At 66.9% G+C, this 15,112-nt stretch carries 18 protein-coding genes; 16 read left to right on the forward strand and 2 right to left on the reverse strand.

Features of this window, described 5'->3' with window-relative positions:
• Position 1: 1 nt before the first annotated feature.
• Together P4826_RS15695 and P4826_RS15700 are read right to left on the reverse strand one after the other, a co-directional pair.
• Positions 2 to 694, reverse strand: coding sequence for a TetR/AcrR family transcriptional regulator (locus tag P4826_RS15695; RefSeq protein WP_317701293.1), 693 nt, complete (start codon positions 692 to 694; stop codon positions 2 to 4).
• A gap of 94 nt (positions 695 to 788) precedes the next feature.
• On the reverse strand, positions 789 to 1,232 hold the full coding sequence (locus P4826_RS15700) for a phasin family protein (protein WP_317701294.1): 444 nt from the start codon (positions 1,230 to 1,232) through the stop codon (positions 789 to 791).
• Between the two features lie 168 nt (positions 1,233 to 1,400).
• Here P4826_RS15700 and rfbB point away from each other — a divergent pair, with 168 nt between their 5' ends.
• From rfbB to P4826_RS15780, 16 genes are all read left to right on the forward strand, one after another.
• Positions 1,401 to 2,456, forward strand: a complete 1,056-nt coding sequence (rfbB, locus tag P4826_RS15705) for a dTDP-glucose 4,6-dehydratase (RefSeq protein ID WP_317701295.1) — start codon at positions 1,401 to 1,403, stop codon at positions 2,454 to 2,456.
• An 87-nt stretch (positions 2,457 to 2,543) separates the two neighbouring features.
• On the forward strand, positions 2,544 to 3,434 hold the full coding sequence (gene rfbD, locus P4826_RS15710; protein WP_317701296.1) for a dTDP-4-dehydrorhamnose reductase: 891 nt from the start codon (positions 2,544 to 2,546) through the stop codon (positions 3,432 to 3,434).
• A gap of 168 nt (positions 3,435 to 3,602) precedes the next feature.
• Entirely contained in the window at positions 3,603 to 4,499 is an 897-nt protein-coding gene (gene rfbA, locus P4826_RS15715) for a glucose-1-phosphate thymidylyltransferase RfbA (RefSeq protein WP_317701297.1), read from the forward strand.
• A complete protein-coding gene (gene rfbC / locus P4826_RS15720) occupies positions 4,499 to 5,044 on the forward strand; it encodes a dTDP-4-dehydrorhamnose 3,5-epimerase (protein WP_317701298.1) in 546 nt (181 codons plus the stop codon). The genes rfbA and rfbC overlap by 1 nt, the downstream gene beginning before the upstream one ends.
• A complete protein-coding gene (locus P4826_RS15725) occupies positions 5,035 to 6,246 on the forward strand; it encodes a DUF1972 domain-containing protein (protein WP_317701299.1) in 1,212 nt (403 codons plus the stop codon). The genes rfbC and P4826_RS15725 overlap by 10 nt, the downstream gene beginning before the upstream one ends.
• Positions 6,243 to 7,154, forward strand: coding sequence for a glycosyltransferase family 2 protein (locus tag P4826_RS15730; protein WP_317701300.1), 912 nt, complete (start codon positions 6,243 to 6,245; stop codon positions 7,152 to 7,154). Before P4826_RS15725 ends, P4826_RS15730 begins: the two co-directional genes overlap by 4 nt.
• 8 nt (positions 7,155 to 7,162) lie before the next feature.
• On the forward strand, positions 7,163 to 8,866 hold the full coding sequence (locus tag P4826_RS15735) for a GspE/PulE family protein (RefSeq protein ID WP_317701301.1): 1,704 nt from the start codon (positions 7,163 to 7,165) through the stop codon (positions 8,864 to 8,866).
• Positions 8,859 to 10,067, forward strand: a complete 1,209-nt coding sequence (locus P4826_RS15740; protein ID WP_317701302.1) for a type II secretion system F family protein — start codon at positions 8,859 to 8,861, stop codon at positions 10,065 to 10,067. Before P4826_RS15735 ends, P4826_RS15740 begins: the two co-directional genes overlap by 8 nt.
• Before the next feature lie 41 nt (positions 10,068 to 10,108).
• Positions 10,109 to 10,543, forward strand: coding sequence for a type II secretion system major pseudopilin GspG (gene gspG / locus P4826_RS15745; protein WP_317703774.1), 435 nt, complete (start codon positions 10,109 to 10,111; stop codon positions 10,541 to 10,543).
• 114 nt (positions 10,544 to 10,657) lie between these two features.
• Positions 10,658 to 11,143: a prepilin-type N-terminal cleavage/methylation domain-containing protein gene (locus P4826_RS15750; RefSeq protein ID WP_317701303.1), complete on the forward strand. Its 486-nt coding sequence runs from the start codon at positions 10,658 to 10,660 to the stop codon at positions 11,141 to 11,143.
• Complete coding sequence (locus tag P4826_RS15755; RefSeq protein ID WP_317701304.1) at positions 11,140 to 11,544, forward strand: type IV pilus modification PilV family protein; 405 nt, start codon at positions 11,140 to 11,142, stop codon at positions 11,542 to 11,544. The genes P4826_RS15750 and P4826_RS15755 overlap by 4 nt, the downstream gene beginning before the upstream one ends.
• Complete coding sequence (locus P4826_RS15760) at positions 11,541 to 12,164, forward strand: prepilin-type N-terminal cleavage/methylation domain-containing protein (protein WP_317701305.1); 624 nt, start codon at positions 11,541 to 11,543, stop codon at positions 12,162 to 12,164. The genes P4826_RS15755 and P4826_RS15760 overlap by 4 nt, the downstream gene beginning before the upstream one ends.
• Positions 12,161 to 13,072 (forward strand): type II secretion system minor pseudopilin, encoded by a 912-nt coding sequence (locus P4826_RS15765; protein ID WP_317701306.1) that lies wholly within the window; start codon positions 12,161 to 12,163, stop codon positions 13,070 to 13,072. Before P4826_RS15760 ends, P4826_RS15765 begins: the two co-directional genes overlap by 4 nt.
• The gene (locus P4826_RS15770) at positions 13,069 to 14,070 is read left to right on the forward strand and encodes a PilN domain-containing protein (protein ID WP_317701307.1); all 1,002 of its coding nucleotides are present in this window, start codon (positions 13,069 to 13,071) and stop codon (positions 14,068 to 14,070) included. Before P4826_RS15765 ends, P4826_RS15770 begins: the two co-directional genes overlap by 4 nt.
• Positions 14,067 to 14,615: a type II secretion system protein GspM gene (gene gspM / locus P4826_RS15775; protein WP_317701308.1), complete on the forward strand. Its 549-nt coding sequence runs from the start codon at positions 14,067 to 14,069 to the stop codon at positions 14,613 to 14,615. The genes P4826_RS15770 and gspM overlap by 4 nt, the downstream gene beginning before the upstream one ends.
• Positions 14,612 to 15,082 (forward strand): hypothetical protein, encoded by a 471-nt coding sequence (locus P4826_RS15780; RefSeq protein WP_317701309.1) that lies wholly within the window; start codon positions 14,612 to 14,614, stop codon positions 15,080 to 15,082. Before gspM ends, P4826_RS15780 begins: the two co-directional genes overlap by 4 nt.
• The last annotated feature ends 30 nt before the right edge of the window (positions 15,083 to 15,112 follow it).

Here is a 15,112-nt window from a genome sequence, read left to right on the forward strand (position 1 = left end):
GCTATTCCCCGTCGTCCAGGGCTGGGGCAGGGTGCGCCGCCGCGCCATAGGCCCCCGCCAGCCGCGCCAGATGCGCGCATTGCGCCGGCTCCAGGTAGGGCAGCAGCAAGCCCAGCGCATGGCGCGCGCCGCCCAGCAGCGCGGCCTGGGCGCCTTCGGGCTCCAGCGCGCGGCGCGGGTCGTGCACATATTCAAAGCTCAGCCAGTAGGTGGCCACCAGCACCATGCAGTTGGCCGTGGTCTGCGCCGCGCCGTCCGGTGGCAGGCGCAGCGCGCCGCTGCGGCCCAGGGCGGCCAGCAGCGCGTGCATGGCCTGGGTCTTGGCGCGCAGCAGGGCCGGGAACTGCGTCTCCAGCTGGCGGTTGCGCGACAGCAGGTTGTTCAGGTCGCGGTACAGAAAGCGGTATTGCCAGACCAGCTCGAACAGGCGGTGCGTGAAGAACCAGGCGTCCTCCACATCGGCCACGTCGCCACCGGCCTGCAAGAGCTCGCCCAGCGCCTGTTCGTACTGCGCGAACAGCGCGTTGACGATCTCGTCCTTGGCGCGGTAGTGGTAGTACAGGTTGCCCGAGCTGATGCCCAGGTCGGCGGCAATGGCGGCGGTGGAGACATGGGGCTCGCCAAAGCGGTTGAACAGCGCCAGGCTGGCTTCGAGGATGCGCTCTGCCGTGCGGCGTGGGGCTTTGCGGGCCATGGCCGTCCTCCGATGGTCGTGGAGACCATGGCACTGTACGCCGCAAGTGGGTCAAATCGGTGTCAGCCTGCAGCCCGTTGCGGGCGCGTGGCCGTCAATCCCCGGGCTTTTTGTCGTGCCGCCCGGCCAGGGCGTCATCCAGCGCCTCTTCCAGCGCCGCCACGCGCTCGCGCAGCGCCTGTACTTCCTGCGCCGTGGGCACGCCCAGGCGCTGCAGAGCCTTGGCGACGCGCTCCTCGAAGATGCCCTCCAGCCTGTCCCACTGGCCGGCCGCGCGCTCGCCCAGGCCCGATGCCAGGTGGCCCATGCGCTGGGCGGCCTCGCTCAGCTGCTCGCCGGCGGCGTCCTGGGTCTTGCGCTGCAGCGCCTGGCCCTCGCGCACCAGGGCCTCGAAGACCTTGCCGCCCTCCTGCTGCGCCTTGGCAAACGCGCCCAGCCCGGCCAGCCAGACCTGCTGCGCCGACTCGCGCGCCATGCGCGGCAGGTCATGGGCGGGGTTGGGGTTGGAGGTGTCGTCGTCTTCAGGTGCGCGGGCCATGCTGCTTCCTTGGTGTGATGCGGCCATTGTGGATAACTGCCGCGGCATGGGTATAGGCAGATGGCCCTAATCCATACATGACGGCTGGTTACGTCAGTCAACGGGTCAATGGGATAATCCCTGGCTTTGCCCCTGCGGCGCTTACCTTTTGCGCGAGAGATTTTCCCCATGATCCTGGTCACCGGCGGCGCCGGCTTCATTGGCGCCAACTTCGTACTCGACTGGCTTGGCGGCTGTGACGAGCCCGTGCTCAACCTGGATAAGCTGACCTACGCCGGCAACCTGCACAACCTGACCAGCCTGGAAGGCGACGCGCGCCATGTCTTCGTGCAGGGCGACATCGGCGACCGGGCCCTGGTGGAAAGCCTGCTGGCCCGCCACCAGCCGCGCGCCATTGTCAACTTTGCCGCCGAAAGCCATGTGGACCGCTCCATCCACGGCCCCGAGGACTTCATCCAGACCAACGTGGTCGGCACCTTCAGGCTTTTGGAGGCTGTAAGGCACTACTGGAAAGCGCTGCCAGCTACAGAAAAAGAAGCGTTTCGCTTTCTGCATGTGAGCACCGACGAGGTCTACGGCAGCCTGGCCCCCAGCGCCCCGGCCTTCACCGAAGAACACAACTACGAGCCCAACAGCCCGTACAGCGCCAGCAAGGCCGCCAGCGACCACCTGGTGCGCGCCTGGCACCACACCTACGGCCTGCCGGTGCTCACGACGAATTGCAGCAACAACTATGGCCCGCTGCACTTCCCGGAAAAGCTCATCCCGCTGATGATCGTCAACGCCCTGGCAGGCAAAAACCTGCCCGTCTACGGCGACGGCATGCAGGTGCGCGACTGGCTCTACGTGCGCGACCACTGCAGCGCCATCCGCCGCGTACTGGAGGCCGGCAAGGTGGGCGAGACCTACAACGTCGGCGGCTGGAACGAAAAGCCTAACATCGAGATCGTGAAAACCGTCTGCGCCCTGCTCGACGAACTGCGCCCGCGCGCCGATGGCCAGAGCTATAGCGCGCAGATCAGCTACGTGACAGACCGCCCCGGCCACGACCGCCGCTACGCCATAGACGCGCGCAAGCTCGAGCGCGAATTGGCCTGGAAGCCCGCCGAGACCTTCGACACCGGCATCCGCAAGACCGTTGAGTGGTACCTGGCCAACCCGGACTGGGTGGCCCAGGTGCAAAGCGGCGCCTACCGCGAATGGGTGGCCAAGCAGTACGCTTAATCTGGTAAGTCGTGAATGGTGAGTGGTAAATGGTGAAAACCAGCGCGCCACTTACCATTTACCACTCACTACTTACCATCTGCCCCCATGAACATCCTGCTCTTTGGCAAGAACGGCCAGCTCGGCTGGGAGCTGCAGCGCAGCCTGTCCGTGCTGGGCCAGGTGACCGCGCTGAGCCATGACAGCACCCAGCTGTGCGGCGACTTTGCCCAGCCCGATGCCGTGGCCGACACCGTGCGCGCCCTGTGTCCCGACGTCATCGTCAACGCCGCAGCACATACCGCCGTAGACAAGGCCGAGAGCGAGCCCGCGCGCGCGCGCCTGCTCAACGCCACCACCCCCGGCGTGCTGGCCGAGGAGGCCGCGCGCCTGGGCGCCTGGCTGGTGCACTACAGCACCGACTATGTGTTTGACGGCAGCGGCGACCGGCCCTGGACCGAGGACGACGCCACCGGTCCGCTCTCGGTCTACGGCGCCACCAAGCTGGAGGGTGAGCAGCTCATCCAGCAAGCGGGCTGCCAGCACCTGATATTGCGCACCAGCTGGGTCTACGCCGCGCGCGGCGGCAACTTCGCCAAGACCATGCTGCGCCTGGCCCAGGAGCGTGAACATCTCACGGTGATCAACGACCAATGGGGCGCGCCCACCGGCGCCGATCTGCTGGCCGACGTCACGGCCCACGCCCTGCGCCAGCTGCAGGCACGCCCGCAGGACGGCGGCCTGTACCACTGCGCCGCCGCCGGCGAGACCACCTGGCATTCCTATGCAAAATACGTCATAGACCAAGCCAGTCAAGCGCAAAAAGCTATACAAATAAGAGCAAAAAAGATCAGCCCCGTGCCTACCAGTGCCTTTCCCACCCCCGCCTGGCGCCCGCTCAACTCGCGCCTGAACACATCCAGACTGCAAGCCACCTTCGGCCTGACCCTGCCGCCCTGGCAGCAGGGCGTGGCGCGCATGCTGACTGAAATTTTGTGAGCTGCATGAAGTGCCGCGCATCCCTGACATTCCACCTTCTTCCCCTCTGGGGGAGGGCAGGGGTGGGGGCCAGCGACCTTCAATCCGATGGCCGGCAAGCTGCCGGCGCTCCAGCCCCCATTCCCACCTTCCCCCAGAGGGGGAAGGCGTAATACCGACCACCAAGCCATGACCACCACCGCAACGTCCCGAAAAGGCATCATCCTCGCCGGCGGCTCCGGCACGCGCCTGCACCCGGCCACGCTGGCCATCAGCAAGCAACTGCTGCCGGTGTACGACAAGCCCATGATCTACTACCCGCTGTCCACCCTGATGCTGGCGGGCATACGCGAGATTCTCATCATCAGCACGCCGCAGGACACGCCGCGCTTCGAGCAGCTGCTGGGCGACGGCAGCCAGTGGGGATTGAACCTGCAGTACGCCGTGCAGCCCAGCCCCGACGGCCTGGCCCAGGCCTTCCTGATTGGAGAGCAGTTCCTGGCGGGCGCCCCCAGCGCCCTGGTGCTGGGCGACAACATCTTCTACGGCCACGACTTCCACGAGCTGCTGGCCAACGCCATGGGCCGTGATGCCGGCGCCAGCGTCTTTGCCTACCACGTGCAAGACCCCGAGCGCTACGGCGTGGCCGAGTTCGACGTCACCGGCAGGGTGCTGTCGCTGGAAGAAAAGCCCAAGACGCCCAAGAGCAACTACGCCGTCACCGGCCTGTACTTCTACGACGCCCAGGTGGTCGATCTGGCCAAAAGCCTCCAACCCAGTCCGCGCGGCGAGCTGGAGATCACCGACCTGAACCGCCTGTACCTGGAGCAGGGGCAACTCAACGTCGAAATTATGGGCCGCGGCTACGCCTGGCTGGACACCGGCACGCACGAGAGCCTGTTGGAAGCGGGCCAGTTCATCGCCACGCTGGAGCACCGCCAGGGCCTGAAGATCGCCTGCCCCGAAGAAATCGCCTGGCGCCATGGCTGGATAGACGCCGCCCGGCTGGAACAACTGGCCCAGCCCCTGGCCAAGAACGGCTACGGCCAGTACCTGCAGCGCCTCTTGAGAGAAAAGGTCTACTGATGAAGGCCACCCGCCTGACCATCCCCGACGTCGTGCTGATCGAGCCCAAGGTCTTCGGCGACGCGCGCGGCTTCTTCTTCGAGAGCTTCAACCAGAAGGCCTTCAACGAGGCCACCGGTACCAGCCACCAGTTTGTGCAGGACAACCACAGCCGCTCGGCCAAGGGCGTGCTGCGCGGCCTGCACTACCAGGTCGAGCAGCCCCAGGGCAAGCTGGTGCGCGTGGCGCGCGGCCGCGTCTGGGACGTGGCGGTGGATATCCGCCAGGGCTCGCCCACCTTCGGCCAATGGGTGGGCACCGAGCTGTCCGAGGACAACCAGCACCAGCTGTGGGTGCCGCCCGGTTTCGCCCATGGTTTCGTGGTGCTCAGCGACAGCGCCGACTTCCTCTACAAGACCACCGACTACTACGCGCCGCAGCACGAGCGCTGCATTGCCTGGAACGACCCGCGGCTGGCGATTGCCTGGCCGTATGCGGGCGAGCCGCAGCTGTCGGCCAAGGATCAGGCGGGCAAGTCCCTGGCAGAGGCGCAGCTTTGTCCCTGAACGTTTCGCTGCCAGCCAACCCCGTGCAGGGCCGGGCGCTGAAGCTGGCGCTGCTGGGCACGCGCGGCATTCCCGCCGGCTATGGCGGCTTCGAAACCTTCGCGCAGCAACTGGCCGTGCGTCTGGCGCGGCGCGGCCACCAGGTCACCGTGTACGCCGAGGCCGATAGGGCGGGGCTGCCCGACAGCTGGTACGAGGGCGTGCGCATACGCCACATTCAACGCCCGCGCTGGGGCGCGACCTCGGTCATTGCTTACGACTGCGGTTGCCTGCGCGATGCGCGCCGCGGTTACGACCTGCTGTACATGCTGGGCTATGGCGCGGCCTGGGCCTGCTGGTGGAACCGCAAAATCCTGGGTCAGAAAGTCTGGTTGAACGTCGATGGCCTGGAATGGGCGCGCAGCAAATGGGGGCGCGTGGCGCGTGGCTATCTGCGCGCCATGGAGTGGGTGTCCTCCTGGGCGCCCACGCGGGTGCTGGCCGACGCCCAGGCCATCGCCGACCGCTATCGCGCCCTGTATCCGCGGGGCGTGCCCTGCAGCTTCATCGCCTACGGCGCCGACCTGCCCGCAGCGCCATCGCAAGCGCTGCCGGATCTTTCACCCTGGGGCCTGCATGCCGGCGAATACGTGCTGGTCGTGGCGCGGCCCGAACCCGAGAACCATGTGCTGGAGATCGTGCAGGGCCATGCCCTGTGGGGCGGTGACTGGCCGCTGGTGGTGGTGGGCGACGTGCGCCCCGTCACGCCCTACCAGAGGCGCCTGCTGGCCCTGGCCGGCGACAGGGTGCGCTTCATCGGCGGGGTGTATGACGCCGACCAGTTGACGGCCCTGCGCCTGGGCGCGGCCTGCCATGTGCATGGCCATTCCGTCGGAGGCACCAACCCTTCGCTGCTGGAGGCTCTGGCCTGCGGCAACCTGGTGATCGCCCATGACAACCCCTTCAACCGGGAGGTTGCGCGCGACGCGGCCCGGTATTTCCAGACCGACCAGCAGCTCGCCGATGCCCTGGCCCAGGTGCGTGCCTTGGCGCCCGCCGCGCGCGCGGCGCTGGCCGTGCGCGCGCGCGACATCGTTGCCCGGCACTACGCCTGGGAGCAGATCACCGACCAGTACGAGTCCCTCATGCGCGCCGAATGCGCCGAACACGCCCAATGCACCGGCACCGCAGCCGGAGCCGGAGCCGGAGCCGAACAGCCATGAGCGAGAGCGCTCGCGTCCATGCCGTGGTCGTGTCCTACCGCAGCGACCCCGAGCGCCTGGCCCGGCAGTTCGAACGCCTGTTGCAGCAGGTGAGCGCCATCGTCTGGGTGGACAACGCGTCCGGGGACGGCCTGCGTACGCTGGATGGCCGCTGGCCTGCCGAGCGTCTGCACCCTATCTGGCTGGACGACAACCTGGGCATAGGCACTGCACAGAACCGAGGCATGGAGCATGCGCTGGCGCTGGGCGCCACCCATGTGCTGCTGATGGATGACGACAGCCTGCCGGCGCCCGACATGGTGGCGCAGTTGCTGGCGGCGCTGGCCACCTGCCCCCAGGCCGCCGCCGTGGGCGCCTGCCATGTCGATCCGCGGCGCCAGGCCGAGCGCACGCCGTTCAGCATGGTCAGCGGCGCCCGCCTGCGCTGGCTGCCCTGCACCGACGCCAGCCAGGTCTGGGAGGTGGATCATGTCATCGCCTCCGGCTGCCTGATTCCCGCACCCGCGCTGCGGGCCGTGGGCCGCATGCGCGAAGATTTTTTCATCGACTGGGTGGACACCGAATGGTGTCTGCGCGCCCGCGGTCGCGGCTGGCGCATTTACGGCGTGTGCGCGGCCCTGCTCGAGCACACCCTGGGTGACCAGGTGGTGCGCGTTCTGGGGCGCGAAATCCCCCGTCATGCGCCCTGGCGGCATTACTATCAGGCGCGCAATTTCGTGCTCATGCTGCGCTCCAGCCAGACAGGGCAGGTGTCCACAATCCATATGGCCTATCGCCAGCTCAAGCGCTTCCTGGTGTTCTCCACTCTGGTGCCAGGGCGCTGGCAGTACTTCCGGATGTGGCTGCGCGGGCTCTGGCATGGTTGCCTGGGGCGCTCCGGGCCTCTGGTGCGCCCCGGCGCTAGATGATTATTTCCATGAACAATGACCACATGAATGCGCAGGAACCCCGGCAAAGGCTGGGCGAGCTCCTGCTTGCCGTACAAAAGCTCTCCAGAAGCGACCTGGAGCGCGCACTTGAGGTGCAGCGCTCCATGGGCGGGCGCCTGGGGGGCTTGCTCATCAGCCTGGGCCTGGTGTCCGAGGCCGATGTTTATGCCGCCCTGGCGCGCCAGGCCGGTCTGCCCCTGGTGCGTCAGGACGCTTTCCCCCAGGACAGGCCCGAGACCGAGTGCCTGAACACCAGTTTCCTGTTGGCCAACCACCTTCTCCCTCTGGGCGATGTCGCGCGAGAGGGCGGGGTGCCCGACTTCGTTTCGTCTGACCCACACAGCCCATCCTTGCAGGCGGCATTGCGCCTGACGTTTGGCACGCTGCCCGGCCTGTGCTTTGGCCTGGAGTCTGAAATAGCGAACCGCCTGAGCGATTGGTATCTGCAGGATGAGGGGCAGGACGAGACCGGCACGGGCGAGGGCTTCGAGGCCTCCGAGTTCATCGAGCACTTGCGTGACATGGCCTCCGAGGCGCCCATCATCCAGCGCGTTAATCAGATCCTGGCGCAGGCCGTCGCCGCCAAGGCCTCCGACATCCACATCGAGTCCTACGAGGACAAATCCGTGGTGCGCATACGCGTCGATGGCGAGATCTTCCCCATTGACGATATCGACAACAAGGACGCGCCGGCCGTGGTCTCGCGCATCAAGATCCTGTCGCAACTCGATATCGCCGAGCGCCGCCTGCCGCAGGACGGCCGCACCAAGATCCGCGTGCATGGCAAGGAGATGGACGTGCGCGTCTCCACCGTGCCCACGGCCTTCGGTGAATCGGTGGTGCTGCGCCTGTTGGAAAAGAATTTCGACCTGCTGTCCCTTGAGAGCCTGCATTTCACACCGCCCACCCTGGCCGCCATGCGCAGCCTGCTGGCCGTGCCGCATGGCATCTTTTTGGTGACCGGGCCCACGGGCTCGGGCAAGTCCACCACGCTGTATGCGTCCATGCAGGAGCTCGAAGGCCAAAACCTCAAGATCCTCACCGTGGAAGACCCGGTGGAATACCGCCTGCAATGGCTCAACCAGGTGCAGGTGCAGCCGCAGATCGGCCTGACCTTCGCCAAGGTGCTGCGCTCCTTCCTGCGCCAGGACCCGGACGTCATCATGATCGGCGAAATGCGCGATGGCGAAACCGCCGAGATCGCCGTGCAGGCCGCGCTCACCGGTCACCTGGTGCTCTCCACGCTGCACACCAACAGCGCGATGGGCGCCATCGTGCGCCTGATCAACATGGGGGTGGAGCCCTATCTCATCACCGCCTCCGTCGTCGGCGTGCTGGCCCAGCGCCTGGTGCGCCAGCTGTGCCGCGAATGCAAGGCCCCCATGGCGCCAGACCAGGCGCGCCTGGCCGCAGCCTCGCTGGGCGCTGCACCGGATGCGGGTTACACGCTTTACAAACCGGTAGGCTGCGCGCATTGCCGCAATACCGGCTACCAGGGGCGCGTGGCAATCCACGAGCTGCTCATGCTCACCGACGAAGTGAAAAAGGCCGTGCTGGAAAAGGGTACGGCCGTGGCCAGTACCAGTGATGCCTATGTGGGCGGGAACTTGCTGCACGATGGCGCAACCAAGGTCTTTCAAGGCCTGACCACGGCAGAGGAAATACTGCGCGTGGCCCGTCAAAATGACTGAATTTCAATACGCCGGCACCACGCCCGACGGCAAACCATGCCAGGGCAGCATCCGCGCGCCCGACGAGCAGGCGGCGCGCCTGCGCCTGCTCGGCCAGGGCATCACGCCGGTGCGCATTGCCGGGGGAGACAGCGCTCTGCGGCAGGCCCAGGTAACGACCAAGGCACTCAAGCTCAAGCGCAGCGACGTGCTGCTGTTCAGTCGTGAGATGGCGCACCTCAAGCAGGGCAACATGCCGCTGGACAAGGCCTTGTCCATGCTCAAGGAAACCGCCAATACCGACCGTCTCAAGGCCTTCATCGCCAAGGTGGAGGAGGGGGTGCGCGGCGGCAAGTCGCTGTACCAGTCGCTGCAACCCTTCGAGCGCGACCTCGGGCGCCAATACCTGGTGCTGATCCGCGCCGGCGAGACCTCTGGCTCTCTGCACATCATCCTCAAAGAACTCACCACCCAGCTCGAGGCCGAAGACAAGCTGCGCAACTACATCATCTCCTCCATGACCTATCCGGTCATCCTGCTGGTGGTGGCCGTGCTGTCCGTGGTGCTGCTGCTGGCCTTCGTGGTGCCACAGTTCCGCGAAATCTTCGACTCCATGGGCGACGCTCTGCCGTATTCGACCCAGCTCGTCATACAGACCAGCGACTTCTTGCGCGGCAACTGGATGGCCCTGCTTGCCGCGCTGGCGGCCTTGACGCTGGCTCTGTCGCGCTGGGCGGCGACCGATGGCGGGCGCAGGCGGCTCGACGCAGCGGTGCTGGGCATACCCCTGATGGGCAAGGTGCTCACCCAGCTGCAGTTTGCGATTTACTTTCGCACCTTTGGCGTGCTGCTGCAGCGCGGCGTGCCCATGCTCGATGCCCTGCGCATCTCGGTGGACACCCTGACCAACACCGCCCTGCGCCACGACATGGAGTCCCTGGTGGCGGTGGTGAAAACCGGCAAACGGCTGTCCTCGGGCTTCACTTCACAATACTTCGCCAAGACCAGTACGCCGCAGCTCATCCGCGTGGCTGAAGAAACCGGCCAGCTCGACGCCACCCTGCTCGGCCTGGCCGATCGCTATGAGGACGAGGGGCGCCGCACCATGGGGCGTGTGCTCGCCACCATGGAGCCGCTCATCATCATCGTGCTGGGCGTTCTGGTCGCTTTTATCATCGTCGCCATTTTGGGCGGCGTGCTGTCCATCAACGACACCATTTGACAACCCCGGTTTCAAGAAAGATACCTATGCATTCCATGCAAATGCCCCGCTTTGCCACTTCGGCACCCAAGGCGCGCCGTGCGCGCGGCTTCACCCTCATCGAACTGCTGGTGGTGCTGGTCATCCTGACCCTGCTGGCCGGCTTGGTCGGCCCCAAGGTGCTCGATCAGCTCGGTGGCGCCAAGGCCAAGACGGCACGCGTGCAGATCGGTGAGGTCGAACAAAGCCTGGACTTGTTCAAGCTTGACGTGGGCCGCTATCCCAACGATGCAGAGGGTCTACGCGCCCTGGTAGAACGCCCTGCCACCGCCCCGGGCTGGAGCGGCCCCTACCTCAAGAAGGGCCTGCCCGTCGATCCTTGGGGTGGCGCCTATCAATACAAGAGCCAGGGCCGCCACGGCTCGCCCGATGTCTTCTCCCTGGGGGCCGATGGCAAACCAGGCGGCGACAGTGACAACGCTGACATTTTCAACTGAGCTCACGCGCGTCATTTCGCTGCTAGCCGGAAGCAAGGCACTTTGGTCGCGCCACCGGATCCCGGCTCGCACCGGGATGGTGGCGTACGCTTGAACGTGCCGCCGCAGTCACCCATGTCCGTCCGTTCCATGAACCGTGGCTTGCGCAGTACTCGCGCCGGCGCATCAGGCTTCACCTTGCTTGAGCTGCTGGTGGTGCTGGCGCTGGCCGCCGTTGCCGTCACCATCGTCGGTGGCAGCGCGCAATCGTTCATGGCGCGCGCCCAATACCACCAGGCAGTGCGTGAGGTTGCCAGCCAGCTCGGCCAGGCGCGCTCACTGTGCGTGCAGGAAGGGCGCAGCGTCGTCGTCAGTTACGAGCCGCAAGCGCGCCAGCTGACCGTAGACGGCCAGCACCCAGTGCATGTGCCAGATGCGGTGGGCGTCAGCTGGAATGCTGTGGAGCAGCAACAGCCGGGACAGACCGGGCAAATCATCTTTGTCTTCAATGCCGATGGCGGCGCGCGTGGTGGGCTGTTGACCATTTCGCGCGCAGGACAGGGGACCACTTTTCGCGTCAACTGGTTGCTCGGCACGGTGGAACAGGCCCCGGCATCATGACGAAAGCACGGACTCCCTCCCGCCGCGTGCGCGGCTTCAGCCTACTGGAAGCCCTGGTGGCCATGGCCATCGCCTCCATCGCCTTTGCTGCGCTGTATAAAACCGTGGGCCAAAGCAGCAAAACGGCCGTCGAGGTGGACTCCCGCGTGCAGGCCGCGCTGGTGGCCCGCTCCGTGCTGGCATCCGCCACCTTTGCCGAAGACCTGCTGAAGCAACCCACGGGCGAGGTGGACGGCTGGCGTTGGTCGGTGCAGGCTGCGCCCATACAGATTCCGGTCGAAGAACCGGGGCGCGACCCCGTGCTCGCCCTGCGCTCTGCCGCAGTGCAGGTAGAGATTGCCCGCGACGGCCGCAGCGTGCTCACCTGGAGCACCTGGAAACCCTACCGGAGCGCGCCATGAAACGCGCCATGGCACGCCGGCGCCGCGCCAGTCAGGCCGGTTTCACCCTGCTGGAGCTGCTCATCGCACTGGCCATCACCACCGCCGTGGTGGCACTGGTATTCGCCGGGTTTGGCGTCATGGGCCGCGCCGAAGAGCGCAACCAGCGCCTCATCGACCGGGCCGAGCGCATGCTCGTCACCAGCCAGTGGCTGGGTCGCAAAATGGACACGCTGCGCCAGCTGAGCCTGCAGGTCAACGGCACCTTTGTCTCCTTTTTCAGCGGCAATGCGGCCGGCGCCATGTGGGTGGCGCCGCTGCCCGAGCGCGGTGATGCCGGCGGCCTGTACGTGTTCCGCGCCACGCCATTGCGGCATGACGATGGAAGGGTTGACCTGTCCCTGGAAGTCCTGCCCTACACCGGTGCACTGATGGCGCTCGACTGGAACCAGGCAGAAAAGGCCGTGCTGCTGGACGACCTGCGCACCCTGCAATGGCATTACCAGGACGGCAGGACTGGCCAATGGACGCAGCAATGGGACAGCGCCACAAAGCAATATCCGGCGCGCGTCAAGCTCGAGCTGGCCGACGCACAGGGTGCCTGGCCCCCCTTGGTCTTTGCCTTGACGAGGGCGCGATGAGGCGTGCATCCCAACGCAGCCGCGGCGCTGCCCTGGTACTCGTGCTATGGCTGGTGGCGGCGCTGTCCCTGGTGGTGTTGACCAGCGCCCAGGGCATGCGCCTGCAAACCCGGCGTATCGGGGTCGAGCTCGACCGCATGCGCTCCGAGCAACTGCTCGACGCGGTGGTGCAGCTTGGCGCGCAGCGCCTGATGAGCGAGCGCAACACCCCCGGGCGCTATCGCGAATGGCACATGCAACTGGGCGATGCCGCAGCGCGGCTGGAGATCGTCCCCGCTGAAGGCCTGGTGGACGTCAACGTCGCCACCGAGCCGCTGCTCGAAGCGGTGCTGGAGAAAATCGGCGGCCTGCCCCAGGGCGAGGCCAACATCATGGCATCACGCATCAAGGACTTTATTGATCCCGACGACGCCCCGCGCGGCGCCGGTGGGGCCGAAGCCCCGCAATACCGCGCCGCGGGCAGAGCCGTCATGCCGCGCAATGCCCCCGTTGACGACCTGTCCGAGCTGCAAATGGTGCTCGGAATGACGCCCCAGCTCTATGGGATAATTTCGCCCCATTTGGGCGTCAACGGACAGGCCAGCATCTCGGTAGATGCGGCGCCGCCCGCGCTGATAGACCAGCTCACCGGCCAACCGGGACTGGGTGCACGCATCCATTCCACCCCCCTGGAAGGGCGAGCAGACCTCTTGACTGGGGTCGCCGCCGAGTTCTTCTCCGCCAACGCCAGCCGCGCAGGGGGTGCACTCAAGCTGCGCGCATTGGTGCGCACGCCGGAAGGGCGCTGGTGGCAGCGCGAGGCCTGGGTGGACCTGAGCGAGCGCCCCGACACGCTGACCCCCTGGACAACCCTCTCACTCGATCCCACACGCCGTATGCCAAGCCCGCAACAGGAATTGAATCCATGACAGACAAGGCGCAGCTACAACGCAGCCTGCACCTCTGGTGGGACAGGATTGCCTGGGGTTTTGGCGACCTCCGCCGCCTGCTCGTCGAGCGCGGCGCCTGGCCCGCGCCGGGCCTGACCCTGGCCGGCGCGCAGGGCGGCCACTGGGCGCTTGCCGGCACCCGCCTGCGCCCCGTGGCGCGTCCTGGCAAGTCAGCCGGCCTGCTGGTGCCCGAGGCCGACTGCCTGTGGGGTACGCTGCAACTGCCCGCCATGCCGCGCACCGACCTGGGCCAGGCCGTGCAGGAGGCCATGTGGCGCGTCTCGCCCCTGCCCGTGCAGGACATCCTGACCGCATGGCAGGCCACGGCCCTGGCCGGCGGCAACTGGGCCGTGGACTGGGGCATCTGCCGCGCCAGTACCCAGCATCAGGCCCGCGAACGCCAAGGCCTTGCGGAGAACGCCCCCATTTACCTGGAGCACGCCGGCCGCGCCCACCCCGTGGCCGGCCCCGGTCTGAGCAGCATGCAGAGGCGCCAGCGCTGGATAGACGGCGCAGCCATCGCCGGCCTGTTGCTCATGCTTGCCGCACTGGCCACGCCCGCGCTCATGCCCCTGGTGCTCAAGCGCCAAGCGGTCATCAGCGCGCTGCAGCATGTCAACACCATCGAACCCCAGGCCGCACCCCTGCGCGTACAGCTCGACGAGCTGCGCACCCGTGCGGCCGTGGCGCAAAGCCTGGGCCAAGGCCAGGCAAGCAGCCTGCCCCTGGCCGCCGTGATCGAAGGCCTGAGCGCACAACTGCCCGACGACGCTTCGCTCGACCGCATAGAAATCAGCGGCGCCGACATCCGCATCACCGGCGTCGCTAACAACGCCGCCGAGCTCATCACCCAACTCGCGCGTCTGCCCAGCTTTGCCGACGTGCGTGCCAGCGGCCCCAGCGTGCGCGACACCTCGGTCAACAAAGAGCGCTTCACCATAGACCTGCGCTGGCGCGCAGAAGGGGGCAAATCGTGAACCTCTGGACCCAACGCGCCCTGCTCACCCTGCTCATCTGCCTGCTGGCGGCCGCCGGCGGCGCGGCCTGGGGCTACCGCAGCCTCTGGAGCCGTTATGACAACACCCAGAACCAGCTGCAGTCGCGCAGCGAGCGCCTCGACGGCGTCATCAGCGTCGGCCCGCAAATCGAAGCCACCCTGCAGTCCCTGCGCGACAACCTTCAGCCCTGGCTGCGCGCGGGCGGCGAGGCTGCCCAAAACGACACCCAGCAACGCCTGCGCGAACTCATCTTGGCGTCGGGCAGTACCCTGATCTCTTCGCAAGTCGCGCTGGAACCCGCCGCCGAAGGCAAACTCGCCGCCGTGCGCCTCACCGCCACGGTGGCAGGCGACTGGACGGCGCTGGCGCGCTTCATGCAAACCCTGCACGCCACCATGCCCCCCCTGTGGGTGCGCTCCGCCAGCTTCCAGCGCGATGGCGCCAACACCGGCGCCCAAGGGCAAAAGGCCCGCATCACCCTGCAGCTGGAGGCGCCCCTGACGCCAGAAAAGGCACAGCCATGATCAAACCCTGGCACCTGGGGCCGGTACTGGCCGCTGCCGCGTTGGGCGCCAGCGCCTACTGGTGGCATATCCACAAGAACGACTGGAGCGCGCCCGCTGCGCGCAAACCCGACCTGCCCCAATACAGCCCCATCGAGCAGCCCACCGCCCCGGCCACGGCCCAAACCCTGGCCCGGCCCGTCCTGTGGACCACACGTCGCCCGATCGAGCTCAAGGCCCAAAGTCAGAAGAACCAGCTCGAACAAGAGCTCGCCCAGTCACGCCTGCTGGCCGTGCTGGAGTCGGGCGGCAGCCGTATCGCGCTGCTGCGGCGCGCCAACGGCACGCCCATGAAGCTCACCTCCGACACCCAGCCCTGGCGCCTGCAATCCTTTGACGGCCGCCGCGCCCAATTCCTGTCCGACGACAACCAGCGCGTGGATCTGCCACTCGAATATGGCCCCGCAGCCCAGCCGCCCAAGCGCTGACAGCGCGCACACCAGACACCCACACGGAGT

This window comes from Diaphorobacter limosus (genome assembly GCF_033100095.1).
GTDB classification, from domain to species: Bacteria; Pseudomonadota; Gammaproteobacteria; order Burkholderiales; family Burkholderiaceae_C; genus Alicycliphilus; species Alicycliphilus limosus.